13 protein-coding genes are annotated in these 17,933 nt (G+C 45.0%); 4 read left to right on the forward strand and 9 right to left on the reverse strand.

Translation table 11 applies throughout. The features are described from left to right. Positions 1-12: 12 nt before the first annotated feature. From GCHA_RS19830 to GCHA_RS19845, 4 genes are all read right to left on the reverse strand, one after another. Positions 13-216 carry a Trm112 family protein gene (locus GCHA_RS19830; RefSeq protein WP_007991544.1) on the reverse strand — a complete coding sequence of 68 codons (204 nt, stop codon included), beginning with the start codon at positions 214-216 and terminating at the stop codon, positions 13-15. A 12-nt stretch (positions 217-228) separates the two neighbouring features. Further along, the gene (gene lpxK / locus GCHA_RS19835) at positions 229-1,212 is read right to left on the reverse strand and encodes a tetraacyldisaccharide 4'-kinase (RefSeq protein ID WP_007991546.1); all 984 of its coding nucleotides are present in this window, start codon (positions 1,210-1,212) and stop codon (positions 229-231) included. Further along, positions 1,209-2,966 carry a lipid A export permease/ATP-binding protein MsbA gene (gene msbA / locus GCHA_RS19840; protein WP_007991548.1) on the reverse strand — a complete coding sequence of 586 codons (1,758 nt, stop codon included), beginning with the start codon at positions 2,964-2,966 and terminating at the stop codon, positions 1,209-1,211. The genes lpxK and msbA overlap by 4 nt, the downstream gene beginning before the upstream one ends. Positions 2,967-3,061: 95 nt before the next feature. Then, positions 3,062-5,350 carry a DNA internalization-related competence protein ComEC/Rec2 gene (locus GCHA_RS19845; protein WP_007991551.1) on the reverse strand — a complete coding sequence of 763 codons (2,289 nt, stop codon included), beginning with the start codon at positions 5,348-5,350 and terminating at the stop codon, positions 3,062-3,064. Positions 5,351-5,399: 49 nt separating this feature from the next. Here GCHA_RS19845 and GCHA_RS19850 point away from each other — a divergent pair, with 49 nt between their 5' ends. Next, the gene (locus tag GCHA_RS19850) at positions 5,400-5,945 is read left to right on the forward strand and encodes a DUF2062 domain-containing protein (RefSeq protein ID WP_007991553.1); all 546 of its coding nucleotides are present in this window, start codon (positions 5,400-5,402) and stop codon (positions 5,943-5,945) included. Between the two features lie 38 nt (positions 5,946-5,983). On the opposite strand, the gene GCHA_RS19855 is transcribed toward GCHA_RS19850, so the two are convergent. Genes GCHA_RS19855 through smc form a run of 4 tightly spaced genes read right to left on the reverse strand, consistent with a single transcriptional unit; the run spans position 5,984 to position 13,237 of the window. After that, positions 5,984-6,322: a DUF3392 domain-containing protein gene (locus tag GCHA_RS19855; protein WP_013753521.1), complete on the reverse strand. Its 339-nt coding sequence runs from the start codon at positions 6,320-6,322 to the stop codon at positions 5,984-5,986. Positions 6,323-6,325: 3 nt separating this feature from the next. Next, positions 6,326-8,359, reverse strand: a complete 2,034-nt coding sequence (gene ligA / locus GCHA_RS19860) for an NAD-dependent DNA ligase LigA (RefSeq protein ID WP_007991556.1) — start codon at positions 8,357-8,359, stop codon at positions 6,326-6,328. Positions 8,360-8,409: 50 nt separating this feature from the next. After that, a complete protein-coding gene (gene zipA / locus GCHA_RS19865) occupies positions 8,410-9,720 on the reverse strand; it encodes a cell division protein ZipA (protein WP_007991558.1) in 1,311 nt (436 codons plus the stop codon). A gap of 22 nt (positions 9,721-9,742) precedes the next feature. After that, positions 9,743-13,237: a chromosome segregation protein SMC gene (smc, locus tag GCHA_RS19870; RefSeq protein WP_007991561.1), complete on the reverse strand. Its 3,495-nt coding sequence runs from the start codon at positions 13,235-13,237 to the stop codon at positions 9,743-9,745. Between the two features lie 215 nt (positions 13,238-13,452). On the opposite strand from smc, the gene cysZ reads away from it, so the two are divergent. Further along, complete coding sequence (cysZ, locus tag GCHA_RS19875; RefSeq protein ID WP_007991564.1) at positions 13,453-14,187, forward strand: sulfate transporter CysZ; 735 nt, start codon at positions 13,453-13,455, stop codon at positions 14,185-14,187. Between the two features lie 49 nt (positions 14,188-14,236). On the opposite strand, the gene GCHA_RS19880 is transcribed toward cysZ, so the two are convergent. After that, positions 14,237-15,319 (reverse strand): 2-dehydropantoate 2-reductase, encoded by a 1,083-nt coding sequence (locus GCHA_RS19880; RefSeq protein WP_007991565.1) that lies wholly within the window; start codon positions 15,317-15,319, stop codon positions 14,237-14,239. Between the two features lie 321 nt (positions 15,320-15,640). On the opposite strand from GCHA_RS19880, the gene GCHA_RS19885 reads away from it, so the two are divergent. Both GCHA_RS19885 and GCHA_RS19890 read left to right on the forward strand, forming a co-directional pair. Then, on the forward strand, positions 15,641-16,666 hold the full coding sequence (locus GCHA_RS19885) for a GGDEF domain-containing protein (RefSeq protein WP_007991566.1): 1,026 nt from the start codon (positions 15,641-15,643) through the stop codon (positions 16,664-16,666). 4 nt (positions 16,667-16,670) lie between these two features. Further along, positions 16,671-17,933, forward strand: coding sequence for a glycosyltransferase (locus GCHA_RS19890; RefSeq protein ID WP_007991567.1), 1,263 nt, complete (start codon positions 16,671-16,673; stop codon positions 17,931-17,933).

Below are 17,933 nucleotides of genomic sequence, written 5' to 3' on the forward strand. Positions count from 1 at the left end.
GAAGCAACCTTTCTATGTGATTTTCTCTAATTCTTCGCTTGAAAGCGCCTGTGCTTCTGTTTCTAATAGCACAGGAATATTTTGTTCAATCGGATAAGCTAAACGATCTAGGCGACACACTAACCGCTCATTGCCGTTGGCATCTTTATTTAAAATCAGCGTCCCTTTACACACGGGGCAAGCCACTATTTCGAGTAATTTTTTATCAAACGCCATTTTTATCTCACTTTACTTTACGTTGCGTAATTTTGTTAATAATTGTTGTTCAAATACGTTATCAATATTGGCATCTACAGGTAAATACCACCAATCATCATGCGCAAATTCTTGGCATTTCACCGCGTCTTTTTCGGTCATTAAAACCCGCTCTTTAGGGAGATCACTGGCTTGAAACGCGTGGTGGTCGGTAAAACTTAAACGTTTGTTTATGACCACTTTGTGTTGCTCCAGTAGCCGAAAAAATCGCTCTGGATGGCCTATTCCTGCAGCAGCAACAATCGGTGAATCAAGTTCATTCAGGGCTAAGCGCCGCTTTGGATTTTTGAGGTTCACCAAATCACCCGGCGCAAGGGTCATAACATACTCGCCCTTTTTGCCCTGCTCACCATTAACCACGACAAAATCGACTGTTTTTAAGCGCGCTTCTGATTCACGCAACGGGCCCGATGGTAACAAAAAATGATTTCCTGTTCGGCGTGTGCCGTCCATCACAACAATTTCAATGTCTCTTTTTAGCGCATAATGCTGCAGGCCGTCATCACAAATGATCACATCACATTGATACTCAGTGATTAAATGCTGAGCCCCTCGTGCTCTCACTGGATCAACCACCATAGGGCACTGAATACGCTGGCGCATTAGTACCGGTTCGTCACCCACTTCAGTAGGAAGACTTGCCGGCGTGACACTACACGGATATTCAGCACTGTTGCCGCCGTATCCTCTGCTTAGTACCCCGGGGCGATAACCATTCGCTTGTAAAAAATCAGCTAAGTGCACAACAAGCGGTGTTTTGCCATTACCACCTACGCTAATATTCCCCACGATAATCACTGGCGCTGATAACTTAACAGATGCTTTCAGGCCAAGCGAAAAGGCTAGGCGACGAAGGGTGGAAAGCGCCCAAAACAAAAAAGTGAGAGGCAGCAACAAAATTACCCCTGGCCATTTAAACCAAGGGCGCTGATACCAAATGCGCTCTACCCATCTCACGCGACAGTTTGCCCGTCACCAAATTGCAACTTGTGCAACTGGGCGTAGGCGCCATCTTTAGAAAGCAAAGATGCATGGTCTCCTTGCTCCAAAATGCGGCCTTTTTCAATGACTAAAATTTGATCTGCACTTTCAATTGTCGATAGACGATGAGCCACGACAATACTCGTACGGTCTTGTTGTAAGGTTTCAAGGGCATCTTGGATTAAACGCTCTGATTCAGTATCAAGTGCTGAGGTCGCTTCATCAAGAATAAGTACAGGGGCATCTAGTAGCACCGCTCGAGCAATCGCCAAACGTTGACGCTGCCCACCAGAGAGCATCAAGCCATTTTCACCGATGAGGGTTTCCATGCCATTAGGTAACTGCTCAATAAACTCCATAGCATGGGCTGTTTTTGCAGCAGCTAATACTTGTTCTGGTGTAACACGCCCTTCAGAGCCATACGCAATATTATTGGCAATGGTGTCGTTAAACAGGGTGACATGCTGAGAAACGAGCGCAAACTGACGCCTTAAATCCTTTAACTTAAAATCCTCTAAAGGTACATCATCCAGCAGAATTGCCCCCTGCTGAGGGTCATAAAAACGCGTTAATAAGCTTGAGATGGTCGATTTACCACTACCAGAGCGCCCAACTAACGCAAAGGTTTTACCCGGCTCAACGGTAAATGACATATCCGATAACGCCGCTTCTTCTTTGTTCGGATAATGAAAGGTGACGTTTTTAAACGCTAATTTTCCGTCAGCTTTATCAAGCGATTTACTGCCAGTGTCTTTTTCGATGGCATTGTCTAATACCGAAAAGATACTCACACAAGCCGCCATGCCTTTTTGAAACTCACTGTTTACGGTAGTGAGTTGTTTAAGGGGTTTAAGCAACATGGTCATAGCGACCACAACCGTGACAAAGGTACCTGGGGTTAAATCGGTGATGAAATTTGGTTTACTTGAAATATATAGCACCACCGCAAGAGCTACCGAGGCAATGACCTGAATCGACGATACGCTCAGGATCTGTGCAATCACCAGTTTCATATTTTGCTGGCGATTATTATTATTCTTCTTGGCAAAGCGTGAGGCTTCTAAATCTTGACCGCCAAACATCAACACCACTTTATGGCCTTTAATGATTTGCTCAGCTGATGAGGTTAAATTTCCCATCGCTTTTTGAATATTCTTACTCACTAAACGAAAGCGCTTGCTCACGGTCGATACGATCATCGCCACAAGCGGACCAATCAAAATAAAGACCAACGACAATTGCCACGAATGATAGAACATCCAAAATAGCAAGCCAAAGACCAAGGCCCCCTCCCTGACTAAGGTTAAAAACGCTTTGCCCGCAGCACCGGCAACTTGTTCCGTATCGTATATTACTTTTGAGATAAGCTGACCCGAAGGATGATGATCGTGGAACGATACTGGCAGATGCATGTATTGGTGAAATAATTGCTCGCGCATTTTCATTACCACCTGGCTTGATATCCACGACAAGGTATAAGTGCCCATGAAGTTGAATATCCCCCTCGCAATGAATACAGGTATCACGAAGTAGGCCGCTAAGCGCAGATAATCATAATCCCATTCCCCCCCATTGCCGTCGATAATTGGTTGTAGCAAAGAGATGACATACGCATCGATAAGCGAATATCCCACCATGCCAATAATGGCTACACCAAAGGCGAGCTTGAAATCTTTAAGATAAACGGCGAAGCGTTTGAATACGTTTTGTGTCGGTAAAGTATGAGTCATGAAGGCGTTAGAATTCGACTTAGTTAAGGTTACACTGGGATATTGTAACTGTTGGGGTGAAAATCCCCAACTATCAATTATTTAATGCTCAGTTTTCAATCAATTGTTTGATTTGCGTACCAATATGGGTAGATATCTTGGCGAAATGTACGTACATCGACCGAACCTGAATCAATGGTTATTTGCACTTGCCCGTGGTCTGAGGTTCGATACATCTTGGGGCTAACCTGTTGATAGCGCTCCACCACGGCCTCTTTTGGAAATCCCCAACGGTTCATAAAGCCCTGACTAAAAATAACCTGCTGTGGCATCACTTTTTGTATAAAGGCCAACGATGACGATGTGTTACTACCATGATGGGGCGCAATTAAAACATTGGACTGTAACGCGCTGGCGTAGCGTGAAACGAGTTTTGCTTCAATTGTTGCATCTATATCGCCCGGCAATAACACACTGTAGCTTCCATCAGTGATCTTCAGGACACAAGAGCCATTGTTATCATTGTGCAGTTGCGGCTCGTCAGGCCATAGAGCCAAAATGGTTAGCCCTTGCCAACTGAGTTGCTGGCCTTGTCTGCAAACGTCATTAGTGGTGTACACATGCTTTATCGCTATTTTTTCGCGCAGCATGGGCAAACTTCCACTGTGATCATTGTCAAAGTGACTGATAAAAAGCACCTCAACCTGCCCTAACCCTTTGCCGCGCAAAAAAGGCACTAACACAGTATCAGCCATATTAAAGCCACTGGGGTACGCAGCGCCCACATCGTAAACCAAAGCCTGATTGTTCTTAATCAAAACCACGGACAGCCCCTGCCCCACATCCAGCACATTGATTTGCCAATCACGTGGATTGGGCGTCAATGCATACGTCAGCAACGGAAGACAAAACACCACTGGCCACCCACGAGGCACTAGCCCTCGTGGTAACAACACTGCTAATGTCGCTATGCTAAAGCAGAGCCACACAAATGCGGGTATCGATTGAATAGAATAAGCCGCCTCAGGCCATGCTCCCATAATATTTAACTTTTCGATTAAAAATTGTAACCCCCAATCGATAAGCATCATAAGCTGCGGCCAATACGGTAACGACAACAACATCATCACCACCGCAAGTAAACACAGAGGGACAATCACCAAGGTTACAATGGGCACCGCAAGTAAATTAATCACTGGGGCGGCAACAGAGATAAATGAAAATTGCCATGCCACTAATGGCAACATCAACAGGCTTAACGCCAGCTGCAAGCGGCACATTCCAGCAAACCAGCCTTTAATCGAAAAACCTTGATGCTTTACAGGCCAGCACCAGAATACGAAGCCAATAATCAATACAGCGCCAAAACTGAGCCAAAAACTTTGCCCAAATAAACTAAGAGGAAACAACACAATAAAGGCACCCACACTTATCAGCAAAATTCGCTTGAAGCGCCAATGAATACGACTCAACAGCAAACAAGCCGTTAACGCCAGCATTAGCCAGGCCCTCAAGGCCGGTAAGCCTAAGCCTGCCAAATAGGCATAGCCCAGAGTGGCGACAAGCGTAATGAGCACGCTAATAAAATAGAAATTAGCGTTTTGCGTCTTAGTTAACACTCGGTAACAAAAAAGTAGCGCGCTGGCGATGAACAAATAACAAAGGCTAGCAACCAGCGCTAAATGTAATCCAGAAATCGCGATTAAGTGTGCAATACCCGTGCGCTGTACAAGAGACCAGTCATCTGGCGTGAGCAGCCCTCGATGCCCCAACGCAAGCGCAGCAATCCACGGCGTTGTTGTTAACTCTAGTTCAATTAACGAGTCGAGTAGACGCTGACGCACTGTGACATGACTTACTAGTAACGCATTGTTTTCATGCGCTTTTACATAGCCTGTAGCCATGATAGCTTGGCTAAATAGCCACTGTTGATAATGAAAACCGCCTTGATTTGCTAAGCCGTGAGGTGGTTTTAATTTCACCCACAACTGCACTACTTGGCCTTGTTTAACCGGCCATTTGGGTCTAGCCCAGCTAACGCGAATAAGCTTATCCTTCGTCAGTTCTCTGTCATCAACTCTGGAAATTATCAGGTTAAACCGTGTGCTATTTTTATCATCTATTAAACTTTTTACCTTCCCTGTTACCCAAATTCCTTGTTTAAAATCATTCTCTTGCAGTTGCCAAGTTTGTTGCCAATGCCCTACACTTGCCATCCAAAAAATACCCAGCAAAAAACAAAAAACGAAAGATTTAATTGTCGCTAAGGTTGAATTACGCGTTGTTAAGCACCAAAGCAGTATGGCAAGGGTTAAAATTATTGGTAGAATGGCCAGCGCAGGAAGAGACGACCAAACGACGGCGGATATGCTTGCTGCAATAAAACTGAAAAGTCTTCCGTCCATAGTGCTTGGCACATCCTGTGTATCACCTTTCAACTTATTATAGGGAATCATGCTGAAAAAGTTCATTAAACGCTTTTTACCGGACCATCATAAGATTAAAAAGCAAAAAGCATTGAAGATATTCGGCACCTTGTTGCACGACCCCAATCTTTGGCATCTTAATCGTCGCTCTGCATCTGGCGCCTTTGGGATCGGACTCTTTTTTGCCTTCTGGCCAGTACCATTTCAAATGTGGTTATCAGCCGGAGCGGCTATTCCCCTTAGAGTAAATTTACCTCTGTCGGTCGCCACCGTTTGGATCACAAATCCGTTTACTATGCCGCCTATTTTTTACGGGGCGTACTTAGTCGGTGCAACCATTTTAGGCACAGATACTCAAGCCTTCCATTTTCAATTAAGTTGGGATTGGGTTGTACAAAGTCTTGAAACCATAGGACCGGCATTTTTGCTTGGCTGCGGTGTCTGTTCTGTGGTCTTTGGCTTGGCTGGCTATTTCGGATTGAATTACATCTGGCGCTGGTCAGTCGTTAAAGCATGGCAACTTCGTCAAGCCAAATACGCCGCCAAAAAAGCCAAACTAAAGCAACCCCAATAAAAAAAAACCAGCCGGTTTAGGCTGGTTTTTCTTCACCGCTATATATAGCGCCTATGCTCGGCGAGATAACCCAACAGCAAAAAGACACTCACGATACTTAATCCTCTATATAAACTTGGGATCATCATCATAGTTAGTTTTACATGGGGCGTGGTAAATATCACCAACGCGCCATAGCCGAAGGCACAGATCAGTACGAACACAACCGTTCTTAACACAAAATGATACGGTGACAAGATATGCTTAATTTTCTTGTTCAGTATGTCCCCATAAATCACCAATACCGTCGCCACAATCGTCATAGCGATTTCATTATAATACGGGCTAACCCAGCGGGTTAAAGTTCGTAAAACGTCAAAGATAAATGATGTATCCATTTCTTAACCATCAAGCTCAGCGAACATAGCAAGCATCTCATCTTCGTTCATTACCTTCACGCCTAAGTCTTGTGCTTTCGTTAACTTTGAACCGGCTTTTTCCCCTGCCACTAGGCAATCTGTTTTAGCAGAAACACTGCCGGACACTTTTGCTCCTAAGCTCTGCAATTTAGCTTTAGCCTGATTGCGATCCATAACATTTAGTGTACCGGTTAGTACGTACACCTGCCCAGCAAGCGGCAACTCATCCACAGCGACTTTTTCTATTTTAGGCCAATGCACACCGGCTTCTTGTAGCGCCGAAATAACCTCAAGATTGTGTTCTTCTTTGAAAAAATTAACAACATGCTGGGCCACAATAATACCCACGTCAGATACCGCTTGCAGTGCCTCCAGATCAGCTTGTTCTATCGCGTCTAGGGTCAAGAAATGGAGCGCTAAATTTTGTGCTGTCGCTTCGCCTACTTCACGAATTCCAAGGGAATATAAGAATTTGGCCAAAGTAGTTTTTTTACTTTTTTCTAAGGAGTTCACTAAATTTACTGCTGATTTCTCCCCCATTCTCTCCATACTTGATAGGGGCGCAATATCTAGCGCAAAGAAATCTGCCGGGCTTTTAACCATATCTGCGTCAACTAATTGCTCAATCAATTTGTCGCCTAAACCGTCAATGTCCAACGCTTTACGAGAGGCAAAATGCTTCATGGCTTCTTTACGCTGGGCTTTGCAGTACAATCCGCCAGTGCAACGGGCAACCGCTTCACCTTCAAGCTTTTCAACCGCCGAGCTACACACAGGGCAGCTTTCTGGGAACAAAATATCTTTTGCATCATCAGGTCGTTTATCTGCCACAATCGCGACGATTTGCGGAATAACGTCTCCTGCGCGGCGAATAATCACACTATCGCCGATTTTAATCCCTAATCGGTTAATTTCATCTTGGTTATGTAACGTGGCGTTGGATACTGTCACTCCACCAACAAACGTTGGTGCGAGACGCGCGACGGGAGTGATTGCCCCAGTCCTGCCAACTTGAAATTCTACATCTAACAAGGTGCTCATTTCTTCTTGGGCAGCAAACTTATGTGCTATCGCCCATCGGGGCGCTCGGGCTACAAACCCTAACGTTTGCTGCATAGCAATATCATCAACCTTGAACACCACGCCATCGATGTCGTAACTTAATTGACTCCGAAGTTCGCCGATTTTATGGAAATAGGTCAGGCATTCTTTTGCCCCTTGTGCCACCTCTAGCTCTTTACTAAGGGGTAAGCCCCAATCACTCAGTTGTTTTAAACGCGCTGAATGGGTGGTGCCTAAAGGTTGCTGTTCGTTTTCCACTAAACCTAACGAATAGCTGTAAAATAACAAAGGTCGTGCTGCTGTGATCTTAGGGTCAAGCTGGCGCAAACTTCCTGCAGCGGCATTCCTGGGGTTAACAAAAGGCTTTTTGCCCTTTTTAATTTGCGCTTCGTTTAATATGTCAAAGCCTGCACGAGTCATGATCACCTCGCCACGCACCTCTAAACGCTGTGGAAAGTCCTCACCACGTAAACTTAACGGGACGTTAGCGATCGTGCGCACATTAGTAGTGATGTTCTCACCTACCCTACCATCACCTCGCGTCGCGGCACGTACTAGCTTTCCATCTTCATACAAAATACTCACGGCTAAGCCATCAAGCTTTGGTTCGCAACTAAAACTAATTTCACTCGTTATCTTTAAACGGTCTTTAATTCGCTTTTCAAACGCGAACATATCGTCTTCATCAAAAGCGTTATCAAGAGATAACATGGGTACTTCATGCTCGACCTGCTCGAACGCGCTAAGCGCTGCACCGCCGACTTTTTGCGAAGGTGAATCTGGGCTACGTAAATCAGGGTGGGCTTTCTCAATATCAAGCAACTCGCGCATTAAGCGGTCATACTCAGCATCGGGCACTGAGGGGTTGTCCTGCACATAATACTGATAGTTGTATTCGTTGATGGTGTTAATAAGTTGCGTCAGCCTTTGAGCAGGCGACAAAGCATTAGACATATAATGTTCCAAGATATTCAAAGAAAACAGGGAGCCTACGCTCCCTAAAATTAGCGGTGTATCATTCTCTTACGTTCGAATTCACGGATCCGTTCGACATACTGCTGCAAACCTTGTTTGGTTAGCATGCTGCGGCGGCCATCAAGAATTTGAGCGTTAAACTCATCTGCAATTTTGCGCGTTGCATTGTGCATCATGTTAAAAACCTGATGTGGGTCACCTTCAATAGGCAGAATCATAAATAAGGTGATCCCATGGGTGGTGAAGTTTTCTAAATTATCAATGTCAAACACACCCGGCTTAAACATATTGGCCAAACTAAACAAAACGGGACCTTTACCATTTGCATTGACATGACGATGAAAAATATCTTGATCACCAAATTTAAACCCTAGGGTTAGCAACATAGGTAACAAGGCTGCACCTTGGATTGGCGCGTCATCCGCTGTTTTAACATTTAGCACCAGCACTTCTTGTGGCTGATCTTGAGTTGGAGCTTGGCTTTTTTGCACTGCTTCATTTCGTTGTGGTTCAGCTGCGGATGGCTCACTCGTGCCAAGCTGTTCATCAAAATCAATATTAAGTTGGTCTTCGGTAAATTTTGGCTCTTTTCGTTTGCGACTCGCGCCGTCTTGTTTACGTGTGTACAGCACTTTTTGCGCTACATCAGGACTAACCGCTTGTTCTTGTGCCACAGCCGCTGTTTTTGGCTGCTGCGGGGCTTGCGCTGTGTCATTACCTTTAAGCAGAAAAGTTGGTGGCTCAGGTATCTCTTGCGCCGGTTTACTACCCGCGCTGGTGTAGTGTTGTTGTGCTGTATACTCTGGTTTGGGTTGTGTCACTACTGAGGCATATACCTTGCCCGGGGTCACAGGCGGTTTAGGCGCTGTTTTTGGGGCAGTGCTAGCAGCAATATCAGCAGATTCTGACGGGTCCGATGCTTTTTGCATCGTTGAATCATCAGGCTCACCTTGCTCAGATTGACCAGTGTAAGATAAGTCTTCGTCAAACGATTTAGCGGTATTCTCTTGGTTTTCTGTCACCGGCGCTAAAGGGGGCTCTGAGGTTGTTTCGTCAGTGGCAACTTTATGATTGCTGACCACCCGCACTGGACCTACGCCGAGATCGTCAAAACCACCGTTTTGCTCATGTGCGCTGTCACTATCATCATCTAACGAAAAGCTTGGCTCTGATGACCTTTCGCTGTTTACACCGTGACGGCGCCCCGCTTCAAACTGTGCTTTTGATTTTGATTTTGATTTTCCCGAAGACCTGCGAGATACCCACAATCCATGAATTAACACCCCAGCAATCGCTAAGGTACCTACTATAAATAACGTCCAGCGTAATACATCTTCCATCGAATTAACTCATACCCTTTTATTATGCTTGCGCGATAGCTAAAGCTTGTTCTACATCAACGGCAACCATGCGTGACACACCCGGCTCCGCCATTGTTACCCCAGTTAAGTGACTCGCCATTTCCATCGCAATTTTGTTATGGGTGATATAAATAAATTGTACACTGGCAGACATCTCGCTAACCAGCTTACAAAAACGCCCCACATTGGCATCATCCAGTGGCGCATCCACTTCATCCAGCAAACAAAATGGTGCTGGATTGAGTTGAAAAATTGCGAAAACCAATGATAAAGCGGTCAGCGCTTTTTCTCCACCAGAAAGCAAGTGAATTGTGCTATTTTTCTTGCCCGGTGGCCGCGCCATAATGCTCACCCCCGTTTCCAGCAAGTCATCATCCGTTAAGGCTAAGTACGCAGAGCCTCCCCCAAACACCTTAGGAAACAAAGTTTGCAAACCATTATTAACGCGATCAAAGGTATTTTTAAAGCGAGTTCTGGTTTCTTTGTCAATTTTACGAATGGCTTGCTCTAACGTTTCAAGTGCTGATTCAAGATCTTGATTTTGTTCGTCTAAATGTTGCTTCCGCTGGGCTTGAACATCATACTCCTCTACGGCCGCTAAGTTGACCGCCCCTAGGCGAGCAACTGCCGCAACGGTCCGGTCTAATTGTTCTTGCCAGCGTTTTTCATCCGTGGCTTCACCCACTTTCTCGAGTAAAGGTTGCAACTGTACTTTGGCTTCATTCAGTTGTTCAATCACACTTTTGGCTCGTACCCGATAACCTTCGCATTCAACCTGACTGGCTTGTATATTTTGCTGCATCTGATGAATTTGCGCATTAATGCCCTGCTGACCTTTTTCAATCACCTCAAGTTGATGCTCAATTTCCCCTAACTCACTGTGTAGCTTTTTCTGCTCTTCATCCAACGTATTATGTTTGAGTAACATCGTTTGCAACGCATCGCCCTGTTCATCCAAAGGCGTAGACAATAAAGTTAACTCGCTGTTCAATTGCTCTTTTTTATAATGCATATTTTGCAATTGCGCGGCTTCTTTAGCGTGAATACTCTTTAGATTTTGCAGCTCCCCTTGATGACCTTTTAAGGTCAATGCCCCTTGGTGCAGTTGGGCTTTTAAGTTATCCACCTGGTGACGTTGCTCTCGCAATTGATTATTAAGTGCTTCTCGCTGCTTTTCAATGTCGGTTTGCTGGTCTTCTAAGCCCAATAAAGTTTCTGCCAATTCCTCGGTTTGCGCGGTGGTTTCAGCTAAATCAGCTTGCTCTTTGAGCAATATTTCTTGTTGTTTCTGCAGTTCCACTTGCAACTTTTGGCTACGCTGCGCATTCGTTTGTTGTTGCTGTGTCAGCCATTGAGCGTGATTTTTCTTTTGACTTAATGCGTCGCTACAACGTGACAACGTACTCTGGGCTTGTTCTTTACTTTGATTCAGGCGCTCAACATTCTGTTGTGCTTGCTCATTACTGCGCTGCGCTGTGTCACATTGTTGCTGTATTGCAGGCAATTTACTTTCAAGCGTGGAAATCATGTTTGCTCGCAAAATACTGCCCCCCGCATCTTCGCTACAGCCGTCTAGCGCCCAGTTTTCGCCAATCCATAATCCATCGGCACTCACAACGCTTTGCCCCTTACCCAGCGACTGTCTAAGCGCTACCGCCTCTTCTCGTGTTTTTGTAATGCGAATGTCTGCCATCCACTGAGGAAAAACACACTCTCCCATCACCGAGCTTAACGTGCCTTCTTCCATCGAGGAATCTTCTTGGTGACCGGATTGATTGTCCAACACCAAGGCTATGCCTTGCCATTTCGCCTCTTCTAATAAGGTGATATCGCACGAACTGTGCACTAGCAGAGCATTTTTTAGCTGGGCACTGACCGCTTCAACAGCGCTCTCCCATCCAGGAGCCACACTGAGTGACGCTTGCCAAGGTTGGCTGTCTATACCTTTTTCGAGCAATTTTTGCTGGTACTCTTCATGACCTTTCGATAAATCTTGCACACCTTGTAGAGCGTTAATTTGCGCGTCAAGTGCGTGTAATTCCCCTTGGATTTTGGTTTGTGCATCACTGAATGTGCGCCAATCTAGCTGGGCTTGATGCAAGGCATCAGATTGCGCTTGATACAGCAGCTGTGCTTCGTCGTGCTGCTCTTGGGCTAACTGTTGCTGCGCCTGAGCTTGTTCTATTTGCACATTAAATTCTTCGCTATCAAGGCTATTTATCTCACTCTTGATTTCACTAATGCGCTCTTCGCTACGCATTTGCATTGCCAAAATAGATTGAATTTTACCGTGATAGCTTTGTGCTTGCTGTTTGTACTTTTGATAGGTTTGTTCTTGTTCTCGCCACTGATTTTGCTGTGTTAGCGTGCGTTCTTCTATATTCTGTAACTGCCAAGTGGCATTTTCTAACGCTTGTTCGGCTAATGCGTGTTCAGGCTCGTACTTATCAATGGTGGCGGTTAAGTCAGCTACTCGTAATACATTCGTTTTTTGTTCAGCTTCGCTGTCTTGTATCGTTTCGTTAAGCGTACCCAACTCTTGGTTAATTTGGCTGATACGCTGTTTGCTGTGCAATTGATTTTGCTCTAACCGAGTAATGTCAGTGCCAAGGCGAAAGTAGGCTTGTTGGCTATCTTGCAGTTGTTGCTTAAGATCTTGCTGACGCGTGCGATAAAGGGTAATTTCTTTTTCATCACCGCGTTGGCGAGCGATAAAGGCTTCTAAGTCGGCTTCTTGTTGATGGGTTAGTTGCTCTAAACTAACAATTTTAGTATTAAAATTAGACCAGCGGATAGCCGCCAGTTCATTGCGTAACTGCCGTTCTTGCTGCTTCAATTCTTTATAGCGTTTCGCTGCTGCTGCTTGTTTTTCTAATTTTTGTAACTGGGCTCCCAATTCGCCACGCACATCGTCTAACCGCTCTAAATTTTCTTTAGTGTGTCGTATACGATTTTCTGTTTCACGGCGCCGTTCTTTATATTTTGAAATACCTGCAGCTTCTTCAATAAATACCCGTAGTTCTTGCGGTTTTGATTCAATCAGCCGGGAAATAGTGCCCTGTTCGATGATGGCATAACTGCGAGGACCTAAGCCCGTGCCTAAAAACAAATCGGTTACATCTCGGCGCCGACATTTAGCATTATTTAGGAAATAGCTGGATTGACCATCTTTTGTTACCAAACGCTTAACGGAGATTTCATTGTAGCTTGCAAACTCACCTTGAATGCGTCCCGACGTGTTATCAAACACCAATTCAACGGTGCACTGAGAAACAGGCTTGCGTGCACTTGAACCGTTGAATATCACGTCTATCATGGCATCACCACGTAGATTCTTCGCAGAGCTTTCACCTAATACCCAGCGCACCGCATCAATGACGTTAGATTTACCGCAGCCGTTCGGGCCGACTATAGCGGTCATATCGTCAACAAAGGGAATGCTGGTAGGGTCAACAAAAGACTTAAACCCTGCGAGCTTTATTTTCTTTAAGCGCATGAATAAAAAGGTGATTCCGGTTTTATCGTTATTCTGGGAAACAGTAGAAATGTAGCAAAACTCACCCCGTGTAACAATTGACGTTTTGCCGCTGCCTGCTTAGTCAGTATAATACCTCAAGATAGCATCGATATTTGCCAATTAATTCAACGTATTAGACAATTTTTGGCAAACAATCATTAAATGTACAAATAGTATACAAAAGAGGCTACACATTGAATTACTTCTTACAGGGCTTTTCCCTTATTCAAACCAAGGGCTTAAAGCGCTTTGTTTTTATTCCCTTGATGGTTAACTTGCTCCTGTTTTGTGCCGCGTTCTACGCACTTTTTGGCCAAATAGACGGAGCTATTGTGTGGTTAGTAGATTTGATACCAGACTGGCTAGGTTGGCTTAAATCAGCTTTGAGTTACATTATTTGGCCCCTTGCAGTGATCAGTATTTTACTTATCTTCGCACTTATTTTTGGCACATTAGCCAACTGGATCGCCGCCCCTTTTAATGGCTTATTAGCGGAGAAAGTTGAGAAACACCTTACAGGTCAAGACTTAGGCGACACAGGGGTATTGGACGTAGTGAAAGATATCCCCCGTACGTTAGGCCGTGAGTTTGCAAAACTTGCCTACTACATACCGCGCGCATTGGGTTTCTTGTTATTATTTTTTATATTGCCTGTTTTTGGTCAAATACTATGGTTTTTGTTTTCAGCATGGATGATGGCCATCCAGTATTGTGATTACCCTTTTGACAATCACAAAGTGGCGTTCAAAGACATGCGAAGAACGCTTAACCAGAGTCGAGGAAATTGCTTTAGCTTCGGTATTGGGGTCAGCATTTTCTCTATGATCCCCATAATCAACTTTCTTGTCATGCCGGTTGCCATTTGCGGCGCAACGGCGATGTGGGTAGATAATCTAAAACCCAAACTGTTAAACGACGTTAACGCCTAGCCGTTAACGTTGTCCTTAGCACTGCGTAAATTGGTTATAAACGTCTTCTTTATCCAATCAATTTCTGTAGCTGTTTAGCGCTCACCGGGCGGGTAAGATTGACACCTTTACCCGCATTGCCGTTAGTATTAGCGCCACTGCCGTCCACTTTTTTCTCATTGTCGTGAGATAGTGCCTTTATCAACGCCACAATGCGTTTATTCGCGGGGGTTGATACGCCTATTCGCATCCCAGTATCAACGATGGCACCGTTAAGATACGCGATTTCAGTTGGCTTTCCTTGTGACATATCCCACCACATTGAGGTGCGTACAGTTGGGTCCACCGCCAGCATTTTATTAGCAACGCGGGTAAACAAGAAGTTCGGCAATTTGAGTACATAGGGGATCACACTAGCGGGCACTGACGTAACCTTTGGCAAGGTCAGCCCTAGCTCGTTCGATACGGCAAGTAACTCTTGCATCAAGGTAGCGATAACTAAGCGATAACCCCGCTGTTCTAACATGCTTTTAACCGGAATATCGGCAAGCGCATTAATGCTATTGCCTAAATTTAACTGTAATTTAGCCCACAACAACGCTTGCATATCTTGCGTTAGCGCAACAGGCAACAAGGGGCTATTCAATAAATTCACTAAATCATCGCTTATGTTGGCTTGGCTCGATTGCTCGATGGTAAGGTGCCCCTGTGAACCTCGGTGTAAATGGCCTTTTTCTAATTCGACGACATTAAATGGCACCATAACACGCAACACGATATTGTCAGGAAAGGCATCTTTGACTTGTTTGTCTGACCCCAAACCATTTTGACAACACAATATTACCGTATCTTTGTTGACCAGTGGCTTAATATCTTGCACGGTTTGCTCAACACTGTGGCATTTTACGGTTAACCACAAAAAGTCACAGTTAATTTGCTCTGCTGAGAGCTTGGCCAATACGTCGATATCAAGAAAATTAAGCTTTTCAGCACGGGCCTGATGTTCCTGATAGTCAGTTAATGTGACCCCTTTTGCTAACTTATTCCTGACGGAAGCTCGACAAACAAGCGCCACATTTATCCCTAAATGGTGCATGCAGGCACCTAAAAAACTGCCTATTAAACCGGCTCCAAATACTACATGAGACGACATACGGCTCCTTTTAACAGATTGATAACATTCATTTATTTTGCACCAAATTAACACATACACTTATGAAGCAAACAAAAATTTCATACAATAGGGTTTTATGCCAAGTTCGAGCTGGACAATTTGACTTACTTGTACGCTATTTTTCGCCACCTCTTCGTTTATGCCGCGCTGTTTATCCTGGTTATTTATTTCGTTGAGGCTCAGCGGCCACTGCTACTGGACTGGTTTCTACCATTGCCTTGGATTGGCTATGTTGCATTAGCGGTGAGTGCAGTGATAGCGCTACAATTTGGCCGAAGCCGACTTTTCTGGTGCTGCGTAATGTTGGCTATATTACTGCTTATTGGCCATGAAAAAATAGACCTCTCGTCTGAATTTAGCCGCCGTTTACCGCTAATTGTGCTAATGATACTCAGTTATTTAAGTTGCGTTAAAGACAGCGGCTTTTCAGGGCACAATGTCGCGATAACCTTAGTAAAACTGTTAGTTGTCACTGTGCTAAGTTGGGCCGCTTTAACGTACTTGCCAGCGCTAGTCCAAAACCATCTCAGTCCAATCTACACCTTTGCTAATCGGCTTGACCCTGCATTAAATGCTATATACACCCCATTTGAGTGGCTGTTGGTTGGTCTGGCATTGTTTACCTGTTTGCTGCGCTTTATCTTTGTAACGGATAATAATCATGCAGCACTTCTTTTAGGCGCTCTGCTCGTTGCCATTATGCCAGCTTATTCAGGCTTTGAATTGCATAGCGTTTTAACTCTCGTTTTAGCCACAAGCTTTGTATACGCCATGCTAAAAGACAGCTTTAACATGGCATTTAAAGATGAACTGACAGGTGTCCCGTCACGCAGAGCCTTAATGCAATATGTAAACACCCTTGGGCGCAAATATGTGGTGGTTATGGCAGACATAGATCATTTTAAAAAGTTTAATGATACCTATGGCCACGACGTTGGTGACGAAGTGCTAAAATTGGTCGCCAGTCGGTTAAATAGAATTGGCGGAGGTGGCAAAGCGTTTCGGTTTGGCGGTGAGGAATTTATTATGATATTCCCTCGTAAAACCCCGCAACAAGCCTTGCCTTTCGTAGAGCAAATTCGACAACTTATCGCTGATTATCCAATCGCCTTACGTGAAAAACCACGCCCCAAGAAAGCGCCCAAACGCGGCACTGGCAAACCAAACCAGGGTAAAACCGTTAAAATTACCGCCAGTTTCGGGATCGCTAAGCGCAGCAGCGAGTTTAATCAGTTCAGTGATATCATGAAGCAGGCCGATATCGCCTTATATGCAGCGAAAAAAGCGGGCCGTAACTGCGTACAGCTTGCGAAGCAACCCGAGTAATTTTATGTCAATTCAACACGTTTTAGTTATCGGCTATGTATGGCCAGAGCCTAACTCATCTGCGGCTGGTCAACATATGATGAGCCTGTTAACCCTGTTTACTGAGCAAGGCTGGACGGTCAGTTTTGCCAGCCCCGCAGTGCAAGGTGAGCATAAAGTTGACCTTACGGAAATGGGCATAAGTGAGCACAGTATTGCCCTTAATTGCAGTAGTTTTGATGACTTTATTGTGCAGCAAGCTCCCGACCTCGTTTTATTTGACCGCTTTATGTTAGAAGAACAATTCGGTTGGCGAGTGGCCAAACACTGTCCCGATGCGCTTCGTGTGCTTGATACTGAAGATCTCCACAGTTTACGTGATGCTCGTCACAGGGCATTTAAGCAAGGCAGATCTGTTAATGAATGCGACCTCAAAAGCGATTTGGCTTTGCGTGAAATTGCCTCAATCTATCGCTGTGATATCAGTTTAATCATTTCTGACTACGAGCACGCCTTGCTGCAAGAAACTTTTGATGTGCCAGAGTATTTGCTGCACCACTGTCCGTTTATGCTTGATTTAGACAGCGCCGGCGAGCAAACCGCAAACAAGACGTTTTCCCAGCGACAAGATTTTATTAGCATAGGAAATTTTCGCCATGAGCCCAATTGGAATGCGGTTCTGTGGTTAAAATCTGAGATTTGGCCCTTGATCCGTCAGGCCCTGCCCGCAGCACAACTGCATATTTATGGAGCTTATCCTCCACCAAAAGCAACCCAGTTGCACAAGCCAAATCAAGGCTTTCATATCAAGGGCTGGGCAGAAGATGCAAAAGCCGTGATGAGTGATGCCCGAGTGTGTTTAGCTCCTCTTCGTTTTGGCGCAGGAATAAAAGGCAAGTTGGCCGAAGCCATGCTTTGTCAAACACCTAGTGTGACGACCTCAATTGGCATTGAAGGTATGTGCGGCGACAACCACTGGCCAGGTGCTGTGGCGAATACCGCCCAAGAGATTGCGCAGCATGCTATTGCGTTGTACCAAGATGAAATGACATGGCGAGGTGCTTTGCAAAACACAAAACAGGTATTACAGCGCTTCAACAAATCAACCCTTGGGCCTGAACTAGTAGCGCATCTCACAGAAACAAAACGTGCTTTGTCTGCCCATAGACTCAAGAATTTTACCGGCAGCATGTTGCAGCATCATCATCATAAAAGCACCCAGTATATGGCCCAATGGATCGAAGCCAAGAATCGACCTGAGGGTGGCTCAGCTCATTTAGCTAAATAA

The organism is Paraglaciecola chathamensis S18K6, from assembly GCA_000314955.1.
Classification (GTDB): Bacteria; Pseudomonadota; Gammaproteobacteria; order Enterobacterales; family Alteromonadaceae; genus Paraglaciecola; species Paraglaciecola chathamensis.